The following is a 25,402-nucleotide window of genomic DNA, read 5'->3' as shown; positions in this document are numbered from 1 at the left end:
TTGCGGCGCAGACGCGCCCTGGCCTCTGCTGGAAACGGATCAGCAGCTGGACAGGGAGAGCGCCCCCTTTCAGGGGGCGCTTTTGCCCGTAGGGCAATCGGATCGCAACGCGATCCGACCCGGGCGGCGGGGGCGCAGGCCCATTCGGGCCTGCGCCCCCGCCGCCACCCCCAGCCCGAATGGCCGGGACCTCATCTCGGACTGTCTTTTGTTCAGATCCCCGCAACAAAGCCCTGTCATAAAAGACCTCACATGTGGTCCAGTGTCTTCACCCCGGACCACACGCACCCCTCTGATCGGAGCCTCTTTCATGACACGCCTCTTCTGCCTTTTTGCCCTGCTGACGCTGACTGCCTGCGACATCCCCTTCGTGCCGCTGATCTGAATGCGCATCCCCTCTGGGTCCAGATTTTTTTCGTTGAATTGAAACGGAATTTCACGACGCCCTCACGGGCTCCGAGTTGCGGCGACTCGCGATCTCGGCCACGGTGAAGCCACGACACCCCGCTCAGAAGAGCTGCGGAAGATCATGTTCCCTCCGGCCATATATTGCTCTCTCACCCCCTCGCGATGGCCAATCTTTGATCTCCATTCACGGAAAAGCCCCGCGGGTTTCTCACCCCGGGGCTTTTCTTATGTGCTTGTTCTCATGGCAACCTCACCGGAGGCAAGCAACCTCACCGGCAACGCGAGACTTCACCGGCACCTCAGAACCTCCCGGAGGTGAGAGGTCGGGAACAGCCCAATGTGCTGCCCCCAGTCTCGGCGGGACCGCTACGCCCCGGGTCGCCCCCCGGCCCGAACCCCGGCAGACCAGTCCTGATCAGCCTGATCAGGACTGCGCCGCGGCCATCTCCCGTCGCTCCACTCCCCGAAAGAAGATCAGGTAGAACACTGGTGCGGCCACCAGGGTCAACACCGTTGCAAAGGCCAGCCCCCCCATGATGGTCACCGCCATGGAGACGAAGAACGCATCACTCATCAAAGGCGCCATGCCCAGGATGGTGGTGATCGCCGCAAGCATCACCGGGCGCAGACGCGACACCGAGGCCTTGACGATGCTTTCGCGCAGAGGCAGATCCTCCTCTCGCCGCACGATGTCGATCTCCTCGACCAGAACAATACCGTTCTTGATCAACATCCCCGACAGGCTCAGCAGCCCCAACAGCGCCGTGAAGGTGAAGGGCATTCCCGTGCCCATCAGGCCGATCACCACGCCGTTCACACTCATCGGAACCAGCAACCAGATGATGATCGGCTGCCGGATGGCGTTGAACAGCAACACCGAGATCAGCACCATGATCAGCAGCGACAGCGGCAGCTGTTTGCCCAGGCTCTCGTTGGCATTGGCAGAGTTCTCATGCTCTCCGCCCCACTCCATCTTGTAGCCCACCGGCACCTCGATGGCCTCCACCGCGTCCTTCACCTGGGCAAAGACCGTCGCCGCAGTCACATCAGAGACCACATCGGCCCCCACCGTGATCGTGTAGACCCGGTCGCGGCGATGGACGAGCGTGTTCTGCACCTCATAGTCCACCCCATCCAGCATCTGCTCCAGCGGGATCCAGCTGCCGGCAGTGTCGGAGAACACCACCTGGTTCATCAGGTTATAGGGCTCCTCGGGCGGGCGCCGCATCACGATCGGGATCAACCGCTCGCGCTCGCGGAACACACCGGTCGTGATCCCATTGGTCGAGAACGCCAGCGCACCGGACACCGCATCGCGGGTCACCCCGGCCGTCTGCGCCCGGTCGGTGGCATAGACCGGCTTCAGCACCAGTTCCTGCTCGCGCCAGTCATGGCGGACATCGCGCGTCAGGTCAGAGGCGGTGGCAAGCACATTCTTGGCCCGCTCTGCCAGTCCCCGCAGGACCGCCGGATCAGCGCCGGAAAAGCGCACCGCGATGGGGGCACCGCCCCCGGGACCGAACACCAGCCGTTCGGTGCGGAACTCACCTTCGGGGAACTGCGCCTTGCCAAAGGCCTCAAGCTCCGCCTGCAGGGGCGGGATCTGCTCCAGGTTCTCGGTGCGGATGATCAGGTGACCGTAGCTCGGGTTTGCTTTCTCCGAGGAGTAGGTCAACAGGAACCGGGTCGCCCCCTGGCCGACAAAGGTCGCAACGGAAACCACATCCTCGCGCTCCGCCAGCCAGTCTTCGACCAGGGTCAGATGCGCCGATGTCGTCTCGATCGCGGTGCCCTGCGGCAGCTTGTAGTGGACATAGAACAACGGCGTGTTGGAGTTCGGAAAGAACTGTTGCTTCAACATGCCAAAGCCCATGAAACACACCACCGTGATCGCGACGAGCCCCAGCACAACCAGCCAGCGCAGCTTCAGCGCCAGACGCAGGATCGCACCGTAGCCGCGGAACAGCAGGCCGCCGTAGCTGTCCAGATCGTCACCGGTGCCGCGCTTGAAGAAGTAATGCGCCAGCAGCGGTGTCGCCGTCAAAGCCAGAACCCAGCTCAGCAACAGCGAAATCCCGATCACCGCGAACAGCGAGAACATGAATTCCCCGGTCGCATCCGGGCTGAGACCGATGCCTGCAAAGGCCATGATGCCGATGATCGTTGCCCCCAATAGCGGGATCTGCGTCTTGGCCGCCGCCTCATATGCGGCATCGCGCGAGGATTTGCCCCGCTGCATGGAAATCTGCATCCCCTCGGCCACAACGATGGCATTGTCCACCAGCATGCCCATGGCAATGATCAGCGCCCCGAGCGAGATCCGTTCCATCTCGATCGAGAAGAGCGCCATGAAGAACAGCGTTCCCACCACCGTCAGCAACAGGGTCGCCCCCACAACGATAGAGGCGCGCCAGCCCATGAACACGGCCAGCACCACGATCACGATGGCCACCGACATGGCAAGGTTCACCAGAAAGTCGTTGGAGGCCGTCTCCACCACCACATGTTGCTGGTAGATCGGGTGCAGTTCGACCCCGAACGGGATGGCGCTGTCGAGCTCCGCGAGCTTGGCGTCCACGCGGTGGCCGACATCGACGATGTTCTCATTGGCGACCCCGGAAACGCCAAGGGTGAAGGCCTCGGTCCCGTTGAACCGGATCAGCTGAGTCGGGTCGATTTCGCGGCCGCGCCAGACATCGGCAATATCGATGATGTTGATCGTCTCGCCGCCGACGCCGACCGTCAGCCCCGCGATTTCGCTCACCGAATCAGAGCCTTCCGGCGTTTCCAACAATGTGTTCACCGTGCCCGCCTTGATCTCGCCCGACGAGGTGACCGAGTTCGAGGTGGCAATCGCATTGGCAATCGCATCGACCGAAATGCCGAGGTTGGTGGCAATCGGCATATCGGGTTCGACATAGATGGTTTCGTTGCGCAGCCCGGAGACATCGACGTCCGCCACCCCTTCGACGGTCAGCAGTTCCCGCCGCAGATAGGTCGACAGCTCGTATTTCTCCTTATCGGAGTAGCCCTCGGCCGTCACCGCGTAGAAGATACCGAACACATCGCCAAAGCTGTCATTGACCATAGGCTCGCTGACACCCTCGGGCAGACCCCGCGCCGCATCGCGCACCCGGGCGCGCAGTTTGGTCCAGATTTCCGGCAGCTCGGTGCCGTCATAGGTATCCTGCATCTCCACTTCGATCACCGACACGCCCGGCCGGTTCATCGAGGTGATGGTATCCACCTCTTCCATTTTCTGGATGGCAGATTCCAGCGGCTCGGAGACCTCAAGGGCGACCCGCTCGGCGCTGGCCCCCGCATAGGTGGTCTGAATCACCGCTTGTTTGATGGTAAAGGACGGATCTTCCAGCCGTCCCAGATTGAGAAATCCCCAAATGCCCCCGAACAGGGCAAAGAGCATGATCAGCCACGTATAAAGAGGCCGAAGGATTGATCCACGTGCAATATCCATGAGCTGCGGCCTTAATTGCTGAAGCCGGTGAACCGGCGAACGGGCTGACCGTCCTCCAGCGCCGCGCCTCCGGTCAGGACCACTTCATCGCCATCATTGATGCCCGAAATCACATCGAACGTGCCGAACTGGTTCGGTTCCAGCTCGACCGGGGTCCAGCGGACCGCGCCCTTGCTGGCGCCTGTCGGCGTGAAGACCATGACCCCCGTCGCCCCGGACGGATCGGTGACGATCGCGGTCGCAGGCAGCGAGATCCGGCGCAGGCCGGTCTGGACGCTGACTTTCACCGTGGTCGAGGCACCCGGCAGGATCTGACGGTCTTGCGGCGGCTCCATCCGCAGCGTCACCCGATAGGTCTGACCCACCGCAGAGGCCTCGGCCGTATATTCCAATATTTCAGCGGGATAGGCGGTATCCGAGCCGGGAAAGGTGGCGGTGATGGTGAACTGGTCGCTTTCGCTCGCACGCTGGAACAGCAGTTCCGGCACATCGATTTCCACATGCAGTTCCGACATGTCATGCAGCCGCACAATCGGCGTCCCCGCCGCAACCGTGGAAAACAGCGCCACTTCGCGCCGCGCCACCAGCGCATCAAAGGGCGCATACAGCGTCGCATGTCCCAGATCGGTCTGCGCCGTGCGCACCGCAACTTCGGCCAGGCCGGCAGCGGTTTCCGCATCCTCGATGGCCACCTGGCTGACGGTTCCGGCCAGACGTGAGGCCCGTTCCTTGTTCCGGTCCGCCTGCTTCTTGTTCAGTTGCGCCTGCTCCAGCTGCAGCTGGAACTGCACCAGATCCAGCTGGCTGATCAGCGCGCCCTTGGGGATCAGATCGCCCTCGGTGACCGGCAGCTCCAGCACCTGGCCGCCGACCTGAAACGCCAGATCAACCGTTTCCTTGGCAGCAACCTGGCCAAAGAACTGCCGCTCCATCGGGACCGACCCGCCATCCGCGATCATCAGCTTGACCGGTTTCAGAAGGGGTTCGTCCGGAGACTGTGCCTGTGCCAGACCGGGCCCTGCCAGCACCGCGCCCAGCAGCACAGCCCGAAGTGTCGTCAATGTCATGTTTTATCTCCTTCACAGGGTCCCACAGCGCCCGACTGTACGGCCTTGGTGTGAATTTTTTGGGCCAGACCCGCGAGGATTTTCGCCTCGGCAGGGCTCAGCCCGGATGTTTCGTAAAATAACTCGGATGCAGAGGCGACAAGCTCGTCCCGCCGCTCCCGCCCCGCAGCCGTCAATTCCAACAGCCAGGCCCGTCCGTCGCGCGTGTCCCGCACGCGACAGACCAGCCCCAACCCCTCAAGCGTTGCCGCAGCCGCAGTGACTGCAGACGGCGCTTTCAGGGTCAACCGCGCCAGTTCGCCCATCCGGCGTGGCTCTGCGAGAATCAGCAAAAGCTGACACTCCGGGCGGCCCAACTGTCCCTCAAGACCGATTTCGTTCAGACGTTGCTCCAGTTGCCAGTGCAGTGCAAAGACCCCCATCATGGCCTGCACCTCCGGCGTATAGAGGTCCCAATTTTCGGAAGTGTCTGAAGTCATGTGCCTGTCCGTTCTCCTGATGGCCAAATAGTTCAGTTGGTGAAGTATTTAAAGGGGAGAGTTTCGCTTTCCGCGAGGGCATGGCCGCCGCTCCCCTTGACCTCGCCCCGCGAAAGGCGCCCTATATACGGCAGTTCGAGACCTGGGATGTTAAAATGTACACACCTGCCATCACCGGCACCGGGGTTTTCACCCCGGCCGAGCGCATCACCAACGCAGAGCTTGTAGCGGCCTTCAACGCCTATGTGGACCTGCAGAATGCGCGCAACGCCGATGCGATTGCCGCCGGTGAACAGGCGCCGTTGCAGTATTCGTCAGAGGAGTTCATCGAAAAGGCCTCCGGCATCGAAAGCCGCTTTGTGATGGACAAGGCAGGCATCCTGAACCCGGAGATCATGTTCCCCCAACTGCGCCAGCGCAGCGATGACGAACCGGGCATCATGGCCGAGATGGCCGTCGATGCCGCGCGCAAGGCACTGGCCAAGGCGGGAAAGACCGCCGCCGATGTCGATGCGGTGATCTGTGCGGCATCCAATATGGAACGCGCCTATCCGGCGGTTGCCATCGAAATCCAGCAGATCCTCGGCATCAAAGGGTTCGCCTTTGACATGAACGTCGCCTGCTCCTCGGCCACATTCGGCATTCAGGTGGCGGCGGACATGGTGCGCTCGGGCTCAATCCGCGCCGCCTTGGTGGTCAATCCCGAAATCTGTTCCGGCCACCTGGAATGGCGCGACCGGGACTGCCATTTCATCTTTGGCGATGTCGCCACCGCCACCTTGGTCGAGCGCCAGGAGGACGCGAGCGGCCCCCATTTCGAAGTGCTCTCCACCCGCTGCGCCACCGAGTTTTCCAATAATATCCGCAACAACAACGGCTTCCTGCGCCGCTCCCGCCCGGACGGGGTGGCCGATCGCCGCGACATGCAGTTCATGCAAAACGGCCGCAAGGTGTTCAAGGAAGTGCTGCCGATGGTCAGCCAGCACATCGCCGACCACATGGATGCAGAGGGTGTCGCAGCCAGCGATCTGAAACGCCTCTGGCTGCATCAGGCGAACAAATCGATGAACGATTTCATCGGCAAGAAGGTTCTTGGCCGCACCCCGGATGCGGGCGAACAGCCCAATATCCTGCAGGATTACGCCAACACCTCCTCCGCCGGTTCCATCATCGCCTTTTCGCAATATTGCGATGATCTGTCCGAAGGCGACACCGGTCTGATCTGTTCCTTCGGCGCGGGCTATTCGGTCGGGTCGGTCATCCTGCGCCGCCACGGTTGATCCGCCGCCACGGTTGATCCGAAGGGCGCCTCCTCAGCCCGCCTGAGCAGGCAAGCGCAAGCAAGTGCAGACGAGCACAGGCAAATGCAGGCATACCCAGACACGAACAGGCAAGCACAGAGACGGGCGCGGCGGCGAAACCCGCCCCGATTTCAGGATCGGGACCTCCCGCCCCCCCCGGCCCCCGAGGACCCGCAGCCCAGTTCAGGCCGTTCCTTCTTCCAGATGCAACTTCATATCCAGCAGAACCTGCTGCAGCAGAACCGTCTCCCGCAGCAGCCGTTTGGCCTCGTTCACAGTGATGATACCATCCGCGATTGCGTCCTGATATTCGCTCATCAACTGGGCAAAGCGACGGCTCAGTGCGATCACATCCGCATTGACCCCACCGGGGCGCGAGACATCCCCATCCTTTTCCGAATAGGACAGGGTGATATTCTTCAGATCGGCCAGGGCTGAGGTCACATGCGGAAAGGAGGCCACCGCTTCCAGCCGGGCCACCGAATCCACCGGAATGAACCGGTCGGTATGTTCTGAATTGTCCGAGTAGTAGCGGCCCAAAGTGGCCTTGGATTTGCCGGTGATCTTGCAGGCCGCTTCGATCCCTACGTCTTTTACCAATGCTTCGGTATGCTTTTTCAGATAGGTTCCGATTTCCGCCATAGTGCTCTTTCACCCAACCCCGTCACGCCTGATTTTCACGATCAGGGGAACCTTGCGTTCAATTTCCCATTAAGATTGCTTAGCCGAAGTGGCATTCCTTTGCCATACCCACCGTGACGACTTAAGTTTTTAAGAGTGACATGCGTACAGATTTTCGTCGCGGTGGGAGCCGATGCTCTGCTGTTTGAGCGAGGCACCAGCCTTCTGTGCGGTAATTTGTCTGCCCCAAGTGGTGCCCCCGTGGAATACGATTTCCCCTCGGACCGGACATACTCCGCGCTCTGAAGGCGAGGTCGGGTCAACAGGGGCATCCTTCTTTTGTCGCGAGTCCCGGTTGTCCCCTCACCCTTTTGCGAGGGTCCATATTGCGACAAGCCTCTCAGCCCCGCTATTCCCTCTCCCTCTGCCCGCCGGGCTGCCCGCAAAGCAAGCCTGGACGAGGGTCGCAGATCCACTAACCCTACGGCGAACTATGGCGCAATTTCCGTCTTTTCTCACCCGGCCGAAGCGGATAGATCAGCGCCATGGCAAAGCTCTACTTCCACTACTCCACCATGAACGCCGGCAAATCGACCGTATTGCTGCAGGCATCCTACAACTACCGCGAAAACAATATGCAGACCTATCTGCTGACTGCCAGAATCGACGATCGGGCAGGCAGAGGACGGATTGCCTCGCGGATCGGAATCGGCGCCGAGGCGGATATGTTCCTGCCCGGTGATGACCTGTTTGATCGGATCACAGACCGGATTTCAAAGGGCCCGGTTGCCGCGATCTTTGTGGATGAGGCGCAGTTTCTCACCCGGGATCAGGTCTGGCAACTGGCGCGGGTGGTGGATGACCTCAATGTGCCGGTGCTGGCCTATGGTCTTCGCGTGGATTTTCAGGGCAATCTGTTTCCGGGCTCCGCGACCCTTCTCGCACTTGCCGATGAAATGCGGGAGGTGCGGACGATCTGCCATTGCGGCAAGAAGGCCACGATGGTGATACGTCAGGATGAACAGGGCAAGGTCCTCACCGTGGGGGATCAGGTGCAGATCGGCGGCAATGAAACCTATGTCTCGCTCTGCCGCCGACACTGGCGGGCTGCCATGGGTGATGTCGCAACCGGCCGCGACTGATCGCTCGGGCGACACAGTTCGCCGCTTGTCACAAGCCTCCCGTTTAAAAAGCTCCGGTTTCTCAACGCCCCAGCCCCGGACATCCGGTATTGCCTTGGGCCAGGGTGCGCGCCCCAGAAGGCCAGTCCTCCCGCCCACCCCGGCTGCGCTCACGCGCCTCCGGTTCGGTTGGGCATGGCGCCTTGCGGGCCTTCGGCCCGCAAGGCGCCGCAGCCAGCCCGCAGGGCTGGCTGCCCGGCCCAAGGCCGCCAGGGTGTTTTGCCCCACTAGGGCAAGACACCCGCGGGCGCGGGAGCAGCCCCCAGGATATCCGAATGAAGGTTCCAACGTCACAACATCAGGCTTCACAACATCAGGCGCCGCAACACCAAGCACCCGCTGACAACAGTCCCCGCCCCGACAGGCTCCTGTCAGACCGGATTGGGCAGAGCCTCCCCCGCCAGACAGGCCGCCACATTGTCGAGCGCAATATGACCCATGGCGCTGCGGACCTCCTCGGTTGCGGTCCCCAGATGCGGCAGCAGGGTCACCTGATCCAGCGCCCGCAAGTCCTCGGGCACCTCGGGTTCGAACTCATAGACATCCAGCCCCGCCCCGCCGATCCGTCCGGACTGCAGCGCTGCGATCAATGCTGCCTGATCCACCACCTCGCCCCGCGCAATATTGATCAGATGCGCATGGGGCTGCATCGCGGCCAGAACCTCGGAATTGATCAGATGATGGGTCCCGGCACCGCCAGGCACCGCGATCACCAGAATATCCACCCCGGCCGCCATCGTCAGCAGATCCGGCGCCCGCGCGGCAGGGTAGTCGGTCGTCTTGTCGCTGCGCGCCACATAGGTGATCTCCATACCGAACCCGAAATGCGCCCGCCGCGCAATCGCATCGCCGATCCGCCCCAAGCCGACGACACCCAGTTTCTTGCCGCTCAGATGCAGGCCCAGCATCTGCGTCGGGTGCCAGCCCTGCCAGCCGCCGGAGCGCACCAGCCGTTCGCCTTCGCCCGCCCGCCGCGCACTCATCAACATCAATGTCAGCGCGATATCAGCGGTAGCATCGGTCACGGCGCCGGGCGTATTGGTGACCTCCACCCCCGCACCCCGGGCCGCCTCGACATCGATATGGTTGTATCCGACGCCGAAATTCGCCAACAGCCGGCACCGCGGCGCCTGCACCTCGGCAAAGATCCCGGCCCCATAGGCATCCCCCAAAGTCGGCACCACCACGTCAAATTCCCGCAGGCTGGCGACCATCTCGGCCGGGCTCATCGGGGCGGTGTTCTGGCGGATCTCGACGTTGAAGGCAGCCCGCGCCCGCGCCTCGACCACCGCCGTCATCGGTCGGGCAATCAACACCCGCAGTTCCTGATCCTGTGTCATCAGTGCATCCGCCCCCCCAACGGCACCGGCGCCAGAACCGCCTCATCCGGACCGATCAGAACGATCTCACCCGTCTCGTCCGGCAGACCCAGAACCAGCACCTCTGACATGAACCGCCCGATCTGGCGCGGCGGAAAGTTCACCACCGCCATCACCTGCTTGCCGACCAGGCTCTCGGGCGTGTAATGAGCCGTCACCTGCGCCGAGGTCTTTTTCTCGCCAATCTCCGCGCCGAAATCGATCCACATCTTGATCGCCGGCTTGCGGGCCTCGGGATAGGGTTCCGCGCGCAGGACGGTGCCCACCCGCACGTCCACCTTCAGGAAGTCGTCAAAACTGATCTCAGCCACGGGATAACTCCTCCGAGCGTCTGGCCGCAGCGGCGACGGCCCGTTTCAAAAGCGGCGCAAAGCCCGCGGCCTCATCCATCAAGACCTCCAGCGCCGCCTGCGTGGTGCCATTGGGGCTGGTGACATTGACCCGCAGCTGCGCCGGGCTGTCCTCTGCGGTCTCGGCCAGCGCACCGGCTCCGGCAACGGTTGCCTTGGCCAGCTGCATCGCCAGATCCTCCGACAGGCCCTGCGCCACACCCGCCGCCGCCAGCGCCTCGATCAGATGAAACACATAGGCCGGACCGGAGCCGCTGACGCCCGTCACCGCATCCATCTGCGCCTCATGGTCGAGCCGAACGGTCTGGCCGACCGCCTGCATCAGCGCCTCGGCCTGTGCCATATGCTCCGGCGTCGCCTCTGCGTTGCCGATCAGCGCGGTGATCCCGCGCCCGACCGCCGCCGGCGTGTTCGGCATCGCCCGGATCACCGGCGTACCGGCGCCGATCAGACGTTCATAGGTTGCAATCGACGTGCCTGCCGCGACCGAGATGAACAGGGTAGAGCCGCCGCCATGGGACTTCAGCGTCGGCAGCGCCTCCTCCATCACCTGCGGCTTCACCGCCACCAGCACGATGGCAGGCTGCTCCGGCATCGCGGCGTTGAGATGAACCCCGGTCGCACGGAGCCAGTCAGAGGGGTTCGGATCCATCACCCAGACCGCCTCGCGCGGCACTCCGCGCTCCAGCCAGCCCGCCAGCATGGCCGATCCCATCTTGCCGCAGCCCAAAAGCACCAGCCCCCGCGCCGCGATCTGTTCCATAGTCATGATTTCCCCCATCTGTTGCGGTCTGTGCCGTCCTGATGGGGCCCAGACTTACGCGCGGCCATAGGCCTCTGCAATGGCGACCTGCATGGCCTCCGCTGCGGAACGCTCGCCCCAGACCATCAGCTGGATCGCCGGGTAGTAGCGTTCGCAGCTGCTGACGGCGGCCTGCACCATCGCATCCACCTGTTCCGGGCTGGCCATCTGGCCGCCCGACAGCACCAGGCCGTATTTGAACAACATCAGCTTGTGCTCGGCCCAATAGCTGAACGCCCCGGCCCAGCACTGATCGTTCATCAGGTTGACCAGCTCATAGAGTTTTTGCACCTTGGCCTCTGGCGGCTCCATCTCGAAGCTGCAGACCATACGCAGGGTCTCGTCATAGTCTGACCACGCAAGGGTCAGGGAGTAGGTCCGCCACTGCCCCTCGACGGCCATCGCGATCTGGTCGTCCGCGATACGGTCGAAATCCCAGTCATGAAACGATGCCAGGTTCTCGACAATGTCGATGGGGTGAATGTCGTCCTGCAGGTGATGCTCGGAAAGTGCCATGATGCCACCTCTCTGGTCTCTAGCTTTGGGACCCGCAGATGGCCCCTATTGCTAGCTATAGGATCTAAGAACCGGGGGAGATCCCCGCTCCTATACTAAATATGGTGCTTAGGTCTGGCGCCGGAGGCAACCCTTTATTTGGGGACAACTGCAATAAGTTGTGGATGACTTGAAATTCTATGCAAAATGTCGATATTTCGATGAGCTGGCGATGGGCTGACATGAGGGCGTTACCAAAAGACGTCAGACTATGGTCTGCCCCTGTCCCCAGCCAGCCCTTTTGCCAGCCGCTGACCCCGCTTCTGCGCGGGAGAATCTGCCGCTGATTTCCGCCCTGAGCGCAGCCGTCGCGACATGGTCCGGGACATGGTCCGGGCGCTCTTCACCCGCTGGCGACTCAGCTGATTTCGGTGCAGCATCAGCCACGGCTTTGCCACGCATCCCGTCGCCCAGCAGCCGCACGCGCGCATGCTGACGGCCGGACAGATTGCCTGCCTCTTTGCCTGTCTCTGCGGTGAGAAAGAGAGACCGTCAGCGCCTGCCCCGAGGTCTCGGCTGCGGCTGTCGCGCAGCATGGGTTTGCGGGCGGCCATCATCTGGCGAGGAACGATCACGGGATGGTGGCACGCCTGACGGAGCTGGCCCGGGGCGCGCGCTCAGGCGGACCACCCCGCGCCCCACAGACATCCGGCCTCACAGACATCCGACAGACGACGAAACGAGACCGGCCACGAAACGACACTAGACGCTAAACGAGGCTGGTCGCTAAACCAGCCCTCCAACTCGGCAACACCTGAACGCGGCAGCCCCAACCGAGCCGGGCCAGTCCCAATGGGGCCACCCCCATCGGCCAGTCCCCTCAACCCCCGCTGTCCGCCTCGGGATCCGGACGGAGACTGAGGGGGCCGTCAGCTTCCTTCTGATTACTTCTGCGCGGCCTCAAGGGCATCGAGGCGTGTCTTCAGCACCTCGTTTTCTTCGCGCGCCTTCTGGGCCATGGCCCGCACCGCGTCGAATTCCTCGCGCGTGACGAAATCGCGGTCCGCCAGCCAGCGGTCGATGACCCCTTTCATCGCGGTCTCGGCTTCGTCTTTCGCCCCCTGCGCCACGCCCATCGCGTTCGTCATGAGCTGCGAAATATCGTCCATAATCTTGTTGCGGGTCTGCATGGCCATCTCCCGTTGCATGTCTTACCTCTGTGAGGCTCATCCCTTATATGGGGGCAGAGGACGCAAACGGCAAGCCGTTGACAGGACTTGCCCAAAACAGGCACAGAGACCCCCATGCAGGCGCAGATGATCCCCTTCCCGAACCTATCGCCCGAGATTTTCTCGATATCCCTCTTCGGGACGGAATTTGCGCTGCGCTGGTATGCGCTGGCCTATATCGTCGGCATCCTGATCGCCTGGGCCCTGGCGACGCGGGCGGTGAAATCACCGGCGCTCTGGCCCGCTGCGACGCCCCCGATGGCGCCGCGTCAGGTCGAGGATCTGCTGACCTGGATCATCCTCGGCGTGATCCTTGGCGGGCGGCTGGGCTATGTGCTGTTCTACCAACCGGCGGTCTATCTCGAGAATCCGGCGCAGATCCTGCGCGTCTGGGAAGGCGGCATGGCCTTTCACGGCGGCTTGCTCGGCGTGATCGTCGCCGCCTGGGCCTATGCCCGTGCGCAGGGGATCGACCGGCTGGCGATGGCCGATCTGGTGGCCCATGCGGTCGCTCCGGGATTGCTGCTCGGGCGGCTGGCCAATTTCGTCAATGCCGAACTCTGGGGCCGGGCCACGGACCTGCCCTGGGGCGTTGCCTTTCCGGGCGCGACCGCGCAATCCTGCGGTCAGGCTCTGGGCGAGATCTGCGCCCGCCACCCAAGCCAGCTCTACGAGGCGGCGCTGGAGGGGCTGCTGCTCGGTGCGCTGATCCTGTGGATGGTCTATCGCCGTGCGGCCTTTCAGGCCCCCGGCCGCATCCTCGGCACCTTCCTCGCGGGCTATGGCATCGCGCGCTTCACGGTGGAGTTCTTCCGCCAGCCCGATGCGCAGTTCATCACGGACGGCAATCCATTGGGGCTGGCCTGGCAGATTGGCGGCTATGGCCTCACGCAGGGGCAGGCCCTGTCGGTGCCGATGATCGCCCTCGGCCTGTGGTTCGCCCTGCGCGCCCGCCGCAGCCTGCCTGCACAGGTGGCCCCATGACCCTCAAGGCCTCCCTCAAACGCCGGATCCTGCTGGACGGGCCGATCAGCATCGCGGACTACATGTCCGACTGCCTGCTGCACCCGGAGTTCGGCTACTATACCACCGGCACCCCCATCGGCACCGAGGGCGATTTCATCACCGCGCCGGAAATCAGCCAGATGTTTGGCGAGCTGCTCGGCCTTGCGCTGGTGCAGGCCTGGCTGGATCAGGGCAGCCCGGCCCCCTTCACGCTGGCCGAACTCGGTCCCGGGCGCGGCACGCTGATGAGCGACCTGCTGCGTGCCACCGCCTCTGTGCCGGGGTTTCACACAGCAATGGATCTGGTGCTGATCGAGGCCTCTCCCCGCCTGCGCGCCCGGCAGGCAGAGGCCCTCTCCGCCCATGCCCCCCGCTGGCTGCCCTCGGTCGAGGACCTGCCGCAACAGCCGCTCTATCTGGTGGCCAACGAATTCTTCGACGCCCTGCCGATCCGCCAGTTCCAGCGCGCGGGCGAAGGCTGGCGCGAGCGCCGTGTCGGGTGGGATGACGCGGGCAACACCCTGATGTTCGGCCTCGGCGCCGAGGTGCAGCAACCCGCATTGGCCCACCGGCTGCAGGACACGCGCGAAGGCGATCTGGTCGAGACCTGCGAGGTTGCCTGCGTCGTGACCGAGGCGATCGCCCAGCGCATTGCCGACCATGGCGGCACGGCGCTGCTGGTGGATTATGGCGACTGGCGCTCCCTTGGCGACACGCTGCAGGCCCTGCGCGCCCAGGCCCCCGCCGATCCGCTGCAAGATCCCGGACAGGCCGATCTGACCGCACATGTGGACTTCGAGGCCCTCGCCCTGGCGGCGCGCGCCGCAGGCTGCGCCCATACCCGGCTCAGCCCGCAGGGGGTCGTGCTGGAACGGCTCGGCATCACCGAACGCGCCCGGACCCTGGCGGCTCCTCTCGACGGAGATCCGCTTGCCGCGCTGATCGCCGCACATCGGCGGTTGACGCACCCCGAGGAAATGGGAAACCTGTTCAAAGTGCTCGGCCTCTATCCCGCCCAGAGCGCGCCCCCTGCAGGACTGGAACCATGACGCTTGAAATTGTCACCTCCGACCTCCTGAACCCGGTGAAACACGGGTTCTTCACCCGCAAGGGCGGCGCCTCCTCCGGCATCTTTCACGGCCTGAATTGCGGCGTCGGCTCCTCTGACCAGCGCGAGGCGGTTTTGCTGAACCGCACGCGGGTGGCCGCCGCCATGGACGCCGCGCCAGAGGCCCTGATCGGCATCCATCAGGTGCATTCCGCCACGGTTCATGTGGTGGAAACCGCGCCCTCAGACCCCGCCGCCCCGCGCCCACAGGCCGATGCGCTGGTGACGTCCACACCGGGGCTGGTGCTCTCGGTGCTGACCGCCGACTGCCAGCCGGTGCTGTTTGCCGACCCCGCCGCCGGGGTCATCGGCGCGGCCCATGCCGGCTGGCGCGGGACGCTCGACGGGGTGCTCGAAGCCACCATCGAGGCGATGCTCTCTCTCGGCGCCACCCGCGAGGGGATGCGCGCCGTGATCGGCCCCAGTATCTCACAGCGCGCTTATGAGGTCGGCCCGGACTTCTTTGACGACTTCATGATGCAGGATACCGTGAACGCGCGGTTCTTTGCGCAGGGCGAAGGCGACCGGATGATGTTCGACCTGCCGGCCCTCGGTCTCAGCCGTCTGCGCGCGGCCGGCATCAGCCAGAGCGAATGGACCCGGCACTGCACCTACAGCACCCCGGACCTGTTCTATTCCTATCGCCGAACCACCCACGCCAGAGAGGCCGACTACGGGCGTCTGATCTCCTGCATCCGGCTCTGAGTCGCCCCGCCTGCCGCAGGTCTCAGCAGGCTGACGACACAGGTCCTGCGCAAGGCAGGGGTGACCCAGACGGCACAGGTGGTACAGGTGGCACAGGTTCAAAAGGCTAGTCGCCCGCTTTATGGCAGTGGCGCAGTTTTCTGCCATATTCCGCGCGAGACCCCGCCGCGCCGACGCGCGGCCGTGACCCAAACCAGCCCCTCAACAGCCCTGTTTTCAACGCCTTTTCAAGCGGCTGCAGAGCGCGTCGCATTTTAGCATCTTTTTTCACGCTTTCCCGCGGTGTTTCCACCCGTTTGTCATATTCAGACCTCAATGCTCCGCGAAAAATGAATGTATGAAAAATTAATCCGCCGATCCGGTACTCATCCGGCACTCAAACGGCACTCAGGAGCCTCGATATGCCGTCACGGTCACGTTGCGTGACATTTCCTGCACCCCGCAGCGCGCGAAACGCGGCAGCGGCTTCGCGACAGGACGACCGGCGGGGCCGCCGTCTCATCGGCAGCCGGGACAGGACAGCACGCGCAGATCACCCGGTGGGGGCCGGGGTCTGGGCATAGCCAAAAAGGGCAAGGGACGATGACACTACCTCAATCGTTGCAGCGCGCTGCCGCAAATATCGCCGACACCACGCCGCTTCTGCGGGAGCAGCCCTCGGCGCGTGGCACACCGAAACCACAGCTGCGCCGGTATGAGGTCTGCAGCCTGCTTCCCAACGGCAGCCTGGCCGAAACCCGCCATATTGCCCCGGCGCTGCCGCTGTTCGAACAGGCCTATACCGCCTTCACGCGCGGCTCTCTGGTGGAGACGGACTACGGCCCGGTGGCGATCGAGGACCTGCACCCCGGCGACCGGCTGCTGACCATAGGCGGCTCCTTCGAGACGCTGCTGTGGAAAGGCATGACGACGGTGATTCCCGGGCGCAAGGCCGCCACAGGGTCGCGCCTGTCGCTGACCAGCTTCATGGCCGACAGTCTCGGCATGGACCGGCCTCGGTCCTGTGTGGTGACCGGCCCCTCTGCCCGGCTGCTGCGCACGCCCGCGCATCTGCGCCACGCCGAGGGCAACTGCGGCCTGCTGACGCCGGTGCAGGAATTTCTCGATGGTATGAATATCGTGGAAACCGCGCCGCCGGCGCCGGTGGACATGTACCACCTGTGTCTGGCGCGCCATGCGGTGATCCGTGTGGGCGGGCTCGATCTGGAGACCTATCATCCGGGACCGGATGCGCTCCGTCTGGTGAGCTACCCGATCAAGACGTTGTTCCTGAACATGTTTCCGCACGCGGACTCGATTTCAAAATTCGGCCCGCTCGCCTTTGATCGCGCCCGCGAGATGCAGGCGTAATCGCCGCCCATTCTGCCTGCTGTGCCTGTGCTGGCTGCTAGGCCCGTGCCGACCCGCCTGGGCTGAGCCGACTAGTCCGCCCAGCCCTGCCCAGTCTTGACCTGCCCAGTCTTCACCTGCCCAGTCTTGACCTGCCCCGCCAGCGCAGCCACAGCCTCAGGCGTTGCGCGCCAGGCGCTCTTCCAGCACGTCAAAGGGAACGCCCGGCTCATCCTTTGCACCCCGGATCACCAGCGAGGTCTTGACGCTGGCCACATTCGGGGTCGTCAGCAAGGCGCCGGTCAGAAAGCTCTGGAAGGTCGACAGGTCGGGCGCCACGCATTTGAGGATGAAATCCACCTCACCGTTCAGCATGTGACATTCGCGAACCAGCGGCCAGCCGCGGCATTTCTCTTCAAAGGCCGACAGTTCCGTCTCCGCCTGGCTTTCCAGCCCGACCATGGCAAAGACCTGCACCTCAAACCCCAGCTCGCGGTCATTCACATCCGCATGATAGCCACGGATCAGCCCCGCCTCCTCCAGCGCGCGAACGCGGCGCAGACAGGGGGGCGCGGAAATACCGACCCGCTTGGCCAGTTCAACGTTTGTCATGCGCCCATCGGCCTGCAGTTCCGACAGAATCATGCGGTCAATCGGGTCTAGGCGTGTGGTGACCATTTCGGTTCTTTCTCTTGAGGTTGGTAATTCTTATAGCAGCGACGCGTCATTGCGCAATATTATTTCATGAACTCGCAACAATCATGTGTCGTGCCGGCTCCTTGGCGCGTAATCGTGATGCACCGGGGGGCAGACGGGCTTGCAGCGGACGCAAGAACGAGGGGCTTTAAGCAGGCGCGCGACGCAGTTATATGCAGTCTCCGACGGCGGCAAGACCGCAAGACCACAGCACCTGGGGAAATCACATGAGCGAAACGCGCCACACAAAGGTCCTGATCATCGGCTCCGGGCCCGCGGGCTATACCGCCGGCGTCTATGCCAGCCGGGCCATGCTGGAACCGATCCTGGTTCAGGGCATCGAGCCGGGCGGCCAGCTGACCACCACCACCGAGGTGGAGAACTGGCCCGGTCATACCGAAATCCAGGGCCCCGATCTGATGGTCAACATGGAGGCCCACGCCCGCGCCATGGGCACCGAGATCATCGGGGATATCATCACCTCGCTCGATACCTCCGTACGCCCCTTCGTGGCGACCGGCGACAGCGGCGCCACCTACACCGCCGATGCGGTGATTCTCGCCACCGGGGCCCGCGCCAAATGGCTCGGCCTGCCGAGCGAGGAGAAATTCAAGGGCTTTGGCGTCTCCGCCTGCGCCACCTGTGACGGTTTCTTCTATCGCGGACAGGAAATCGTGGTGATCGGTGGCGGCAATACCGCCGTCGAAGAGGCGCTGTTTCTCACCAATTTCGCCTCCAAGGTGACCCTGATCCACCGTCGCGACACGCTGCGCGCCGAAAAGATCCTGATCGACCGGCTGATGAAGAACCCCAAGATCGAACCGCTGTGGTTCCATGAACTGGACGAGGTGGTGGGCACCGAAAACCCGCTCGGCGTCGAGGGCGTGCGCGTCCGCCACACCAAAACCGGCGAGATCACCGAGATCCCGGCCAAGGGCGTCTTTGTCGCCATCGGCCATGCCCCCGCCACCGAACTGGTCAAGGACGTGCTGGAGACCCACAACGGCGGCTACGTCACCGTGAAACCCGGCTCGACCGAGACTTCGATCCCCGGCATTTTTGCCGCGGGTGACCTGACCGACCACAAATACCGCCAGGCGGTGACCTCGGCCGGCATGGGCTGCATGGCCGCGCTCGACGCCGAACGGTTCCTCGCCGAACAGGACGACTGATCAGGTCATCAGGGGCACAGGTGAGGCCACAGGCCCAGTCACAAGTCGGGCCACAGGTCGGGCCAGAAGTCGGGTCACAGGTCGGATCACACGCCGGCCAAACGGATTGAAAGAACTGCATGGGAAATGCCCCGCGCGGGGCATTTTCCAAACACCATCGCCGGTTTTCCCTGCTGAAGGTCGGTGTATGGCTGCTGTTTGCACCGTTTCCTCCTCTGTATCCTCTCCTGCGTCCCCCCCTGCGCGCCACCGCCCTTGACCGGCAGGGCGCGGAGCCGTCACTCTGGCGCGACGGGACTGCCCGGTGCGCCGGGTCACCGAGCGGATGACCGGGCCGCGTCGAACGCCAAACCGAACCGGAACAGGACAGGGAAAACACCACCGTGGCGCAGGCACTCTGGCAGGGCAACTGGATCCACCGCAGCCGTCTGGCCTCCGGGCTGGTGCTGTTCACCTTTGCCCTCTTCCACTTCCTCAATATCGCCGCCGGGCTGGTATCGCCCGAGCTGCTCGAATCGGTCCAGCATGCGCGCAAGGCGGTCACCTCCAACCCGCCGGGTCAAATCGTGCTTTATGGCGCGTTTGTGGTACATGGGGGTCTGGCGCTCTGGCAGGTGGCGATGCGGCGCACCCTGCGGATGGCCTTCAGCCAATGGCTGCAGATGGTGCTCGGCATCCTGATCCCGGTGCAGCTGATCCAGCATGTGGTGAACACGAATTACGCCGACCGGGTGTTTGACGTCGAGGACGAGATGTCCTCCGTGATCCTGATGCTCTGGAGCTCACCGGAGGCGTTGCAGCAATACCTGCTGCTGCTGGTGGTCTGGGTCCATGGCTGCATCGGTCTGCATATGTGGCTGCGGCTGGCCCGTTGGTGGCGGCCGCTGGTGCCCTATATGATCGGGCTTGCGGTGCTGATCCCCAGCCTCGCCCTCGCCGGTTTCGTGACCGAAGGCCGCCGCATGTGGTCCCTCTTCGCCGAAGACGGATTAGCGGCCCAGATCATGGAAGATTACAACTGGCCCGACGCCACCGAGATGGCGCATCTGGCCGCCCTGTCGCGCACCTCGCTCTGGGTGTTCGCGGGATTGCTGGCCTTTGCCCTCAGCCTCTACTACCTGCGCCGCCTGATCCAGCGCAGCCGCTCGGTCCGGGTCACCTATGTGGACGGCCCCCAGATCACCGCGGACCGCGGCCTCACCCTGCTGGAAATGTCGCAGATGAAGGCGATCCCGCATCCGTCGCTCTGCGGGGGCAAGGGGCGATGCACCACCTGCCGTGTCGCGGTGCTCGCCGGGCTGGAGGATCTGCCCGCCCCCAGCTCTGCCGAGGCCCGCAGCCTGATGGCGGTCAATGCCGCCGACAATGTGCGCCTCGCCTGCCAGATCCGCCCCACCGCCGCACTCACCGTGAAGCGCGTCTATTCGCCAAAGGGGCGCCGCCGGGTCCACTCTGCCCAGGGCGAGGAAAAGACCATCGCCATCCTGTTTCTCGACATCCGGGGGTTCACCGCGCGGTCGGCCGGGCTGCTGCCCTATGATGTGGTCTTTCTGCTCAACCGGTTCTTTGACGCGATCGTGCCCGAGGTCACCCGCGCCGGCGGCACCGTCGACAAATACATGGGCGATGGCATGCTCGCCCTGTTTGAAACCCACGACCCGGCGTCCTCGGCCCGTTCGGCACTGGCGGCTGCGGCCAATATCGGCGTGGCGCTGGCCCGCTTCAACCGGGTGCTGGCCTCCGAGGGAGAAGAGCCGGTCCGCATCGGCATGGGACTTCATGCGGGCACGGTCGTGCTGGGTGAAATCGGCACCGTCGATAATGCGCCGCGCACCCTGATCGGATCGGCCGTCAACGCCGCCAGCCGTCTCGAAGCCATGACCAAGGAGCTGGGCGTGGAGCTTCTCGTCTCGCGCGAGGTTTTCGACACCGCCGGGCTGCCGGATCTGGCGGTGAGGTTTGAAACCTTCGAATTGCGCGGGGTCGACGAGCCAGTGGATGCCCTGCCGCTGCCCCGCGCCTCCAGTCTCGACGCGGTGGCCGGACCCCTGACTGATCCCCCTGACTGATCCCTCTGACTGATCCCTCTGACTGACCTCGAAGGCCGGTACCAAAACCTAGCCCCGAAGACACTAGAGCGATGGGTCCCCGTTGGCCCGGAATTGCCCCGAATTGGTGAATGTTGTTCTGCCTGCGGCCAATTTCGCACAACCATCGGTTACCTTGCGGCTAAACCAGCCCATAGCTTCCTTTTTCTGCAGTGCGGCTAGACATGTGTCCTGTTGAGCGGGTATTTCCGCCCAAGCTCTGCGATTGCGGGCGCGACGCCAGACGAGAGAGACCTCTATATGACTATGTTGAAAAATTTGGCTCCGATTTCGGAGCTCTATGTATCCTATGACTCTGCTCAGAAATTGAAGGTGGAAGCCGGCGACCTGACCAGTCACGATCTGTCTCCGCGCCAGATTTGCGATCTGGAGCTGCTGATGAACGGCGGCTTCAACCCGCTCAAGGGCTTCCTCAGCGAAGAAGATTATAACGGTGTGGTCGACAATATGCGCCTCGCCGACGGCCAGCTTTGGCCGATGCCGATCACATTGGACGTGACCGAGGATTTTGCCGCCTCGATCGAGATCGGCCAGGATATTGCCCTGCGCGATCAGGAGGGCGTCATTCTCGCCACCATGACCGTGACCGACCGCTGGGAGCCAAACAAATCCCACGAGGCCGAACAGGTCTTTGGCGCCGACGATCTGGCGCATCCGGCGGTGAACTACCTGCATCATACCGCGGGCAAGATCTACCTCGGCGGCCCGGTGACCGGCATCCAGCAGCCGGTGCACTATGATTTCCGCGCCCGCCGCGACACCCCGAACGAACTGCGCGCCTACTTCCGCAAACTCGGCTGGCGCAAGGTCGTGGCCTTTCAGACCCGCAACCCGCTGCACCGGGCCCATCAGGAACTGACTTTCCGCGCCGCGCGTGAAGCCCAGGCCAACCTGCTGATCCACCCGGTTGTGGGCCTGACCAAACCGGGCGACGTCGACCACTTCACCCGCGTGCGCTGCTACGAGGCGGTGCTGGACAAATACCCGGCCGCCACCACCTCCATGAGCCTGCTGAACCTTGCGATGCGCATGGCAGGCCCGCGCGAGGCGGTCTGGCACGGGCTGATCCGCAAGAACCACGGTTGCACCCATTTCATCGTCGGTCGCGACCACGCAGGCCCCGGCAAGAACTCTGCCGGCGAGGACTTCTACGGCCCCTATGACGCGCAGGACCTGTTCCGCGAGCATCAGGAGGAAATGGGCATCGAAATGGTCGATTTCAAACACATGGTCTATGTGCAGGAACGCGCCCAATACGAACCCGCCGATGAAATCGCTGACAAGGATGACGTCACCATCCTCAACATATCCGGCACTGAATTGCGCCGTCGTCTGGCCGAAGGGTTGGATATTCCGGAATGGTTCTCCTTTCCCGAAGTGGTGGCCGAGCTGCGCAAGACCAAGCCGCCGCGCTCGCAGCAGGGGTTCACCGTCTTTTTCACCGGGTTTTCCGGCTCCGGCAAATCCACCATCGCCAACGCCCTCATGGTCAAGCTGATGGAGATGGGCGGCCGCCCGGTGACGCTGCTGGACGGGGATATCGTGCGCAAGAACCTCAGCTCGGAGCTGGGCTTCTCCAAAGAGCACCGTGATCTCAACATCAAACGCATCGGCTATGTGGCCTCCGAGATCACCAAGAACGGTGGCATTGCGATCTGTGCACCGATCGCGCCCTATGCCGCGACCCGCCGTCACGTCCGCGAAGAGATCGAGCAGTTCGGCGCCTTTGTCGAAGTGCATGTCGCAACCACGCTCGAAGAATGCGAGCGCCGCGACCGCAAGGGTCTCTACAAGCTCGCCCGCGAAGGCAAGATCAAGGAATTTACCGGCATTTCAGATCCCTACGACGTGCCGGAGAACCCCGAACTGAGCGTGGAGACCGAAAATGTCGAAGTCGACAACTGCGCGCATCAGGTGCTGCTGAAGCTGGAAAGCATGGGCCTGATCAGCGCCAGCTGATCCCCCGTCAAGGCCGCCGCATGGCCCTGAACACCAACGGTACACACAAACGGTCCGCCCCCTGGCGGGCCGTTTTTCGTTTGCCCCAGAGATCAGAGCCGCGTTCAGGCGAGATACCGATCAGTCTTCGGGCCAGCGTCCGGGCCAGTGTTCGGGCCAGCGTCCGGGCCGAGCTTCAGGCGAGACGCTCCAGCTGCTCCGGCAGGTCGACCGTGCCACGCATCATGACATACCCCTTGCCCCCGACCCGCACGCCAGAGATCGCATCGGCAGGGCCAACCCGGCTCACCTCCGCCTGTCCCGGCCGCCCCATCAGATGGCCCTGTTCGGCGGTAAAGCGGGATTTCTGCATCAGGCCGTGGCGCCACAAATAGGCAGCCATCGCCCCCGTTGCCGAGCCGGTAAAGGCATCCTCCGGCGGGCTTGGCGGCATCAGCAGCAGTCGCGAAAACGTATCTCCCGTCGCGCTCATGCCCTGCAGCGTCACCAGAAACGGCTCCATCATATCGGTGCCCTCACTTCCAAGCGCGCGGCCGAGATCCGCCATCGCCGCGCCATCCAGCCGCGCGGCCCTCAGCGCCGCGTGATCCCGCAGGACGGTGATGCAAAACGGCAGCCCCGTGGACACCATCTGCGGCGGGGCCACAATCGCCGCGGGCGGCAGTGTGATGGCCCGTGCCACCAAATCCACAGCGGGCATGGGACCGAACTCGGGCGCCACCTGCTGCATGACGATCCGGTCCCCCTCCAGATCCACCGGCACGATCCCCGCGCCGGTCTCCAGCGTGATCCGGTCGCCCGCGATCATGCCCCTGTCGCGCATCGCCGCGACCGTTGCAATCGTGGGATGGCCGGCAAAGGGGATCTCGCGACTGGCCAGATAATAGCGCACCCGGATGTCGGCGACCTCCGACGGCCCCGTGAAGGTACACTCCACCAGAGAGGTCTCGCGCACATAGGCACAGGCCACCGCCTCCGGCAGATCCGCACCGCCATGCACCACCGCACAGCCGTTGCCGCCAAAGGGTCTGTCGGTAAAGGCATCGACCCAATCAAATTGAAATTCCGCCATCCTGCGCGCTCCCTGCCAGTGGATGTGTCAGCCTCTGCACAGGCAATCACCTGCGCCCAGGCGGGTCCAGCGATAGCTCCTGTGCCGATACAAAGTTGACGCAGACCCGGGGCGGGCAAGAAGCACAAAACCCCGCGCCTCTGATCAGAGGGCGGGGTCGGGTTCCGTGCATCTGGCATTGGCGGGCGCTTTTGTGCAGCGGCCTTGTTCCACAGATCTGCGTCCACTGACCTGTGTCACGGTCTGGAGATCGCAGGACCGAAACCGGGCGGATGCCGCTGGCCGTCGCGTGCCGGTCTAGTGAACGGGAACCGGCGCGTAGTCGTGCTGGCGCGCCAGCACGAAGGCCATGTGGCGATCCGCCACGAGGGCAAGCTGTTCGCCCGCCTCATCGTGCACGGCATAGAGCTGCTTGCGGCCGGGTACAGTGGCCTGCACCGTCTCTGGCAGATCGGCAACCTCCACGGTTTTCACGTAAACGGTCCGTCCGCCGGTTTCTGCGAAATCTACTGGTGTCTGCATGATTTACCCCTTTCTTATGTTGATTGTCTGGACAACGGTTTCTGGTCGCGAACGGGTCAGATCCACGTGCAGCAACCCGTTTTCCATCACCGCTTCGCCCACTTCGACGCCATCGGCCAGTACGAACATGCGCTGGAACTGACGCGCGGCAATGCCACGGTGCAAGAAGATGCGCCCATCGGAGTCGTCGCTCTGACGCCCGCGAATCACCAACTGCCGGTCTTCGATCGTGATGGCGAGATCCTGTTCCGCAAATCCGGCCACGGCCAGCGTGATGCGATAGGAATCATCGGATGTCTGTTCGATATTATATGGGGGATAGCCTTCATTGCCGGATTTGGCAGAGCGCTCCAGCAAGCGTTCGAGCTGTTCAAAGCCCAACATATGCGGATATGCGCCCAAGGTAAGTTTCGACACTGTTTTCTCGTCCTTAATTCGAAAGCGACGTTTTCTTTCGGTCCCATTCAGGCAACCGCTGTGTTATAGGATATGGGATGTATTTGCCGTTTCACAAGTCCCAGGTTCAGCTTTCCGAACAAAGGTGCCTCTGGCGCCCCTATCTGACTGAGCCTACTGCCCCTATCGTTTCACTGTCCTTAACAAGAGTCGCAAATGAACAAGCGGTCTGATTTGTCGATGGCCACCGACGACGTGCTGAAAGTCGAGCTGGAAGTCTTTCGCAGAGAACACAGGGACCTCGACGAGGCGATCCAGGCGCTCGAGGAAAAGGGCACAGCCGATCCGCTGACCATCCGGCGCCTAAAAAAGCAAAAGCTGAACCTCAAGGACAAGATCTCCCTGATTGAGGATCGGCTGCTGCCGGACATCATCGCCTAGGGCGCATCCCGGTCGCCCGGGTGGTAAAATGCAAACGCGGACGCATTGCCATTTGGGTCATTTTCGCTAAGGTGCGCGCTCCTTCCACAGAGAGGCGTAGAG

The 25,402-nt window shown here is 63.4% G+C and carries 23 protein-coding genes; 10 read left to right on the top strand and 13 right to left on the bottom strand.

Annotated features, from left to right (window positions below; translation table 11 throughout):
* Positions 1-832 precede the first annotated feature (832 nt).
* The 3 genes from FGE21_RS00775 to FGE21_RS00765 are packed head-to-tail and all read right to left on the bottom strand — an operon-like array spanning position 833 to position 5,429.
* Entirely contained in the window at positions 833-3,883 is a 3,051-nt protein-coding gene (locus FGE21_RS00775) for an efflux RND transporter permease subunit (RefSeq protein WP_139660828.1), read from the bottom strand.
* An 11-nt stretch (positions 3,884-3,894) separates the two neighbouring features.
* Positions 3,895-4,950: an efflux RND transporter periplasmic adaptor subunit gene (locus tag FGE21_RS00770; RefSeq protein ID WP_139660826.1), complete on the bottom strand. Its 1,056-nt coding sequence runs from the start codon at positions 4,948-4,950 to the stop codon at positions 3,895-3,897.
* On the bottom strand, positions 4,947-5,429 hold the full coding sequence (locus FGE21_RS00765; protein ID WP_139660824.1) for a MarR family winged helix-turn-helix transcriptional regulator: 483 nt from the start codon (positions 5,427-5,429) through the stop codon (positions 4,947-4,949). Before FGE21_RS00765 ends, FGE21_RS00770 begins: the two co-directional genes overlap by 4 nt.
* 155 nt (positions 5,430-5,584) lie before the next feature.
* Between FGE21_RS00765 and FGE21_RS00760 the strand changes: the two genes are divergently transcribed.
* A complete protein-coding gene (locus FGE21_RS00760) occupies positions 5,585-6,709 on the top strand; it encodes a beta-ketoacyl-ACP synthase III (protein ID WP_139660822.1) in 1,125 nt (374 codons plus the stop codon).
* 204 nt (positions 6,710-6,913) lie between these two features.
* Here FGE21_RS00760 and FGE21_RS00755 read toward each other — a convergent pair whose 3' ends face one another.
* Positions 6,914-7,372 carry a hypothetical protein gene (locus FGE21_RS00755; RefSeq protein ID WP_139660821.1) on the bottom strand — a complete coding sequence of 153 codons (459 nt, stop codon included), beginning with the start codon at positions 7,370-7,372 and terminating at the stop codon, positions 6,914-6,916.
* A 524-nt stretch (positions 7,373-7,896) separates the two neighbouring features.
* Here FGE21_RS00755 and FGE21_RS00750 point away from each other — a divergent pair.
* Positions 7,897-8,493 carry a thymidine kinase gene (locus tag FGE21_RS00750; RefSeq protein WP_139660819.1) on the top strand — a complete coding sequence of 199 codons (597 nt, stop codon included), beginning with the start codon at positions 7,897-7,899 and terminating at the stop codon, positions 8,491-8,493.
* 410 nt (positions 8,494-8,903) lie between these two features.
* On the opposite strand, the gene FGE21_RS00745 is transcribed toward FGE21_RS00750, so the two are convergent.
* From FGE21_RS00745 to FGE21_RS00725, 5 genes are all read right to left on the bottom strand, one after another.
* Positions 8,904-9,872, bottom strand: a complete 969-nt coding sequence (locus tag FGE21_RS00745) for a D-glycerate dehydrogenase (RefSeq protein WP_139660817.1) — start codon at positions 9,870-9,872, stop codon at positions 8,904-8,906.
* Positions 9,872-10,222 carry a tRNA-binding protein gene (locus FGE21_RS00740; RefSeq protein WP_139660815.1) on the bottom strand — a complete coding sequence of 117 codons (351 nt, stop codon included), beginning with the start codon at positions 10,220-10,222 and terminating at the stop codon, positions 9,872-9,874. The genes FGE21_RS00745 and FGE21_RS00740 overlap by 1 nt, the downstream gene beginning before the upstream one ends.
* Entirely contained in the window at positions 10,215-11,030 is an 816-nt protein-coding gene (gene proC, locus FGE21_RS00735; RefSeq protein WP_139660814.1) for a pyrroline-5-carboxylate reductase, read from the bottom strand. The genes FGE21_RS00740 and proC overlap by 8 nt, the downstream gene beginning before the upstream one ends.
* Positions 11,031-11,078: 48 nt before the next feature.
* Positions 11,079-11,579, bottom strand: coding sequence for a YbjN domain-containing protein (locus tag FGE21_RS00730; protein WP_139660812.1), 501 nt, complete (start codon positions 11,577-11,579; stop codon positions 11,079-11,081).
* A gap of 923 nt (positions 11,580-12,502) precedes the next feature.
* Positions 12,503-12,748, bottom strand: a complete 246-nt coding sequence (locus FGE21_RS00725) for an accessory factor UbiK family protein (RefSeq protein ID WP_139661042.1) — start codon at positions 12,746-12,748, stop codon at positions 12,503-12,505.
* A gap of 114 nt (positions 12,749-12,862) precedes the next feature.
* Between FGE21_RS00725 and lgt the strand changes: the two genes are divergently transcribed.
* From lgt to FGE21_RS00705, 4 genes are all read left to right on the top strand, one after another.
* On the top strand, positions 12,863-13,771 hold the full coding sequence (gene lgt / locus FGE21_RS00720) for a prolipoprotein diacylglyceryl transferase (protein ID WP_139660811.1): 909 nt from the start codon (positions 12,863-12,865) through the stop codon (positions 13,769-13,771).
* The gene (locus tag FGE21_RS00715; RefSeq protein ID WP_139660809.1) at positions 13,768-14,841 is read left to right on the top strand and encodes a class I SAM-dependent methyltransferase; all 1,074 of its coding nucleotides are present in this window, start codon (positions 13,768-13,770) and stop codon (positions 14,839-14,841) included. The genes lgt and FGE21_RS00715 overlap by 4 nt, the downstream gene beginning before the upstream one ends.
* On the top strand, positions 14,838-15,605 hold the full coding sequence (gene pgeF, locus FGE21_RS00710; protein ID WP_139660807.1) for a peptidoglycan editing factor PgeF: 768 nt from the start codon (positions 14,838-14,840) through the stop codon (positions 15,603-15,605). Before FGE21_RS00715 ends, pgeF begins: the two co-directional genes overlap by 4 nt.
* 582 nt (positions 15,606-16,187) lie before the next feature.
* Complete coding sequence (locus FGE21_RS00705; protein WP_139660805.1) at positions 16,188-16,955, top strand: Hint domain-containing protein; 768 nt, start codon at positions 16,188-16,190, stop codon at positions 16,953-16,955.
* A gap of 156 nt (positions 16,956-17,111) precedes the next feature.
* Here the strand turns inward: FGE21_RS00705 and FGE21_RS00700 are convergent, their stop codons facing one another.
* A complete protein-coding gene (locus FGE21_RS00700) occupies positions 17,112-17,612 on the bottom strand; it encodes an Lrp/AsnC family transcriptional regulator (RefSeq protein WP_139660804.1) in 501 nt (166 codons plus the stop codon).
* A gap of 245 nt (positions 17,613-17,857) precedes the next feature.
* Here FGE21_RS00700 and trxB point away from each other — a divergent pair, with 245 nt between their 5' ends.
* The 3 genes from trxB (at position 17,858) to FGE21_RS00685 (ending at position 22,869) form a co-directional block, all read left to right on the top strand.
* On the top strand, positions 17,858-18,802 hold the full coding sequence (gene trxB, locus FGE21_RS00695) for a thioredoxin-disulfide reductase (protein WP_139660802.1): 945 nt from the start codon (positions 17,858-17,860) through the stop codon (positions 18,800-18,802).
* A 383-nt stretch (positions 18,803-19,185) separates the two neighbouring features.
* A complete protein-coding gene (locus FGE21_RS00690; RefSeq protein WP_139660800.1) occupies positions 19,186-20,871 on the top strand; it encodes an adenylate/guanylate cyclase domain-containing protein in 1,686 nt (561 codons plus the stop codon).
* Between the two features lie 279 nt (positions 20,872-21,150).
* Positions 21,151-22,869 (top strand): bifunctional sulfate adenylyltransferase/adenylylsulfate kinase, encoded by a 1,719-nt coding sequence (locus FGE21_RS00685; RefSeq protein ID WP_139660799.1) that lies wholly within the window; start codon positions 21,151-21,153, stop codon positions 22,867-22,869.
* Positions 22,870-23,044: 175 nt separating this feature from the next.
* Here FGE21_RS00685 and FGE21_RS00680 read toward each other — a convergent pair whose 3' ends face one another.
* From FGE21_RS00680 to FGE21_RS00670, 3 genes are all read right to left on the bottom strand, one after another.
* Complete coding sequence (locus FGE21_RS00680) at positions 23,045-23,941, bottom strand: PhzF family phenazine biosynthesis protein (RefSeq protein WP_139660797.1); 897 nt, start codon at positions 23,939-23,941, stop codon at positions 23,045-23,047.
* A gap of 297 nt (positions 23,942-24,238) precedes the next feature.
* Positions 24,239-24,463: a DUF1150 family protein gene (locus FGE21_RS00675; protein WP_139660795.1), complete on the bottom strand. Its 225-nt coding sequence runs from the start codon at positions 24,461-24,463 to the stop codon at positions 24,239-24,241.
* Between the two features lie 3 nt (positions 24,464-24,466).
* The gene (locus tag FGE21_RS00670) at positions 24,467-24,880 is read right to left on the bottom strand and encodes an Hsp20 family protein (RefSeq protein WP_139660794.1); all 414 of its coding nucleotides are present in this window, start codon (positions 24,878-24,880) and stop codon (positions 24,467-24,469) included.
* 195 nt (positions 24,881-25,075) lie between these two features.
* Here FGE21_RS00670 and FGE21_RS00665 point away from each other — a divergent pair, with 195 nt between their 5' ends.
* Positions 25,076-25,300 (top strand): YdcH family protein, encoded by a 225-nt coding sequence (locus FGE21_RS00665; protein WP_139660792.1) that lies wholly within the window; start codon positions 25,076-25,078, stop codon positions 25,298-25,300.
* Positions 25,301-25,402 lie beyond the last annotated feature (102 nt).

The sequence above is a fragment of the Phaeobacter sp. B1627 genome (genome assembly GCF_006265095.1).
In the GTDB taxonomy this organism is placed as follows: Bacteria; Pseudomonadota; Alphaproteobacteria; order Rhodobacterales; family Rhodobacteraceae; genus Epibacterium.
Note: the sequence above shows the minus strand (reverse complement) of the source record. Positions and strands in the feature narration are given on the sequence as shown.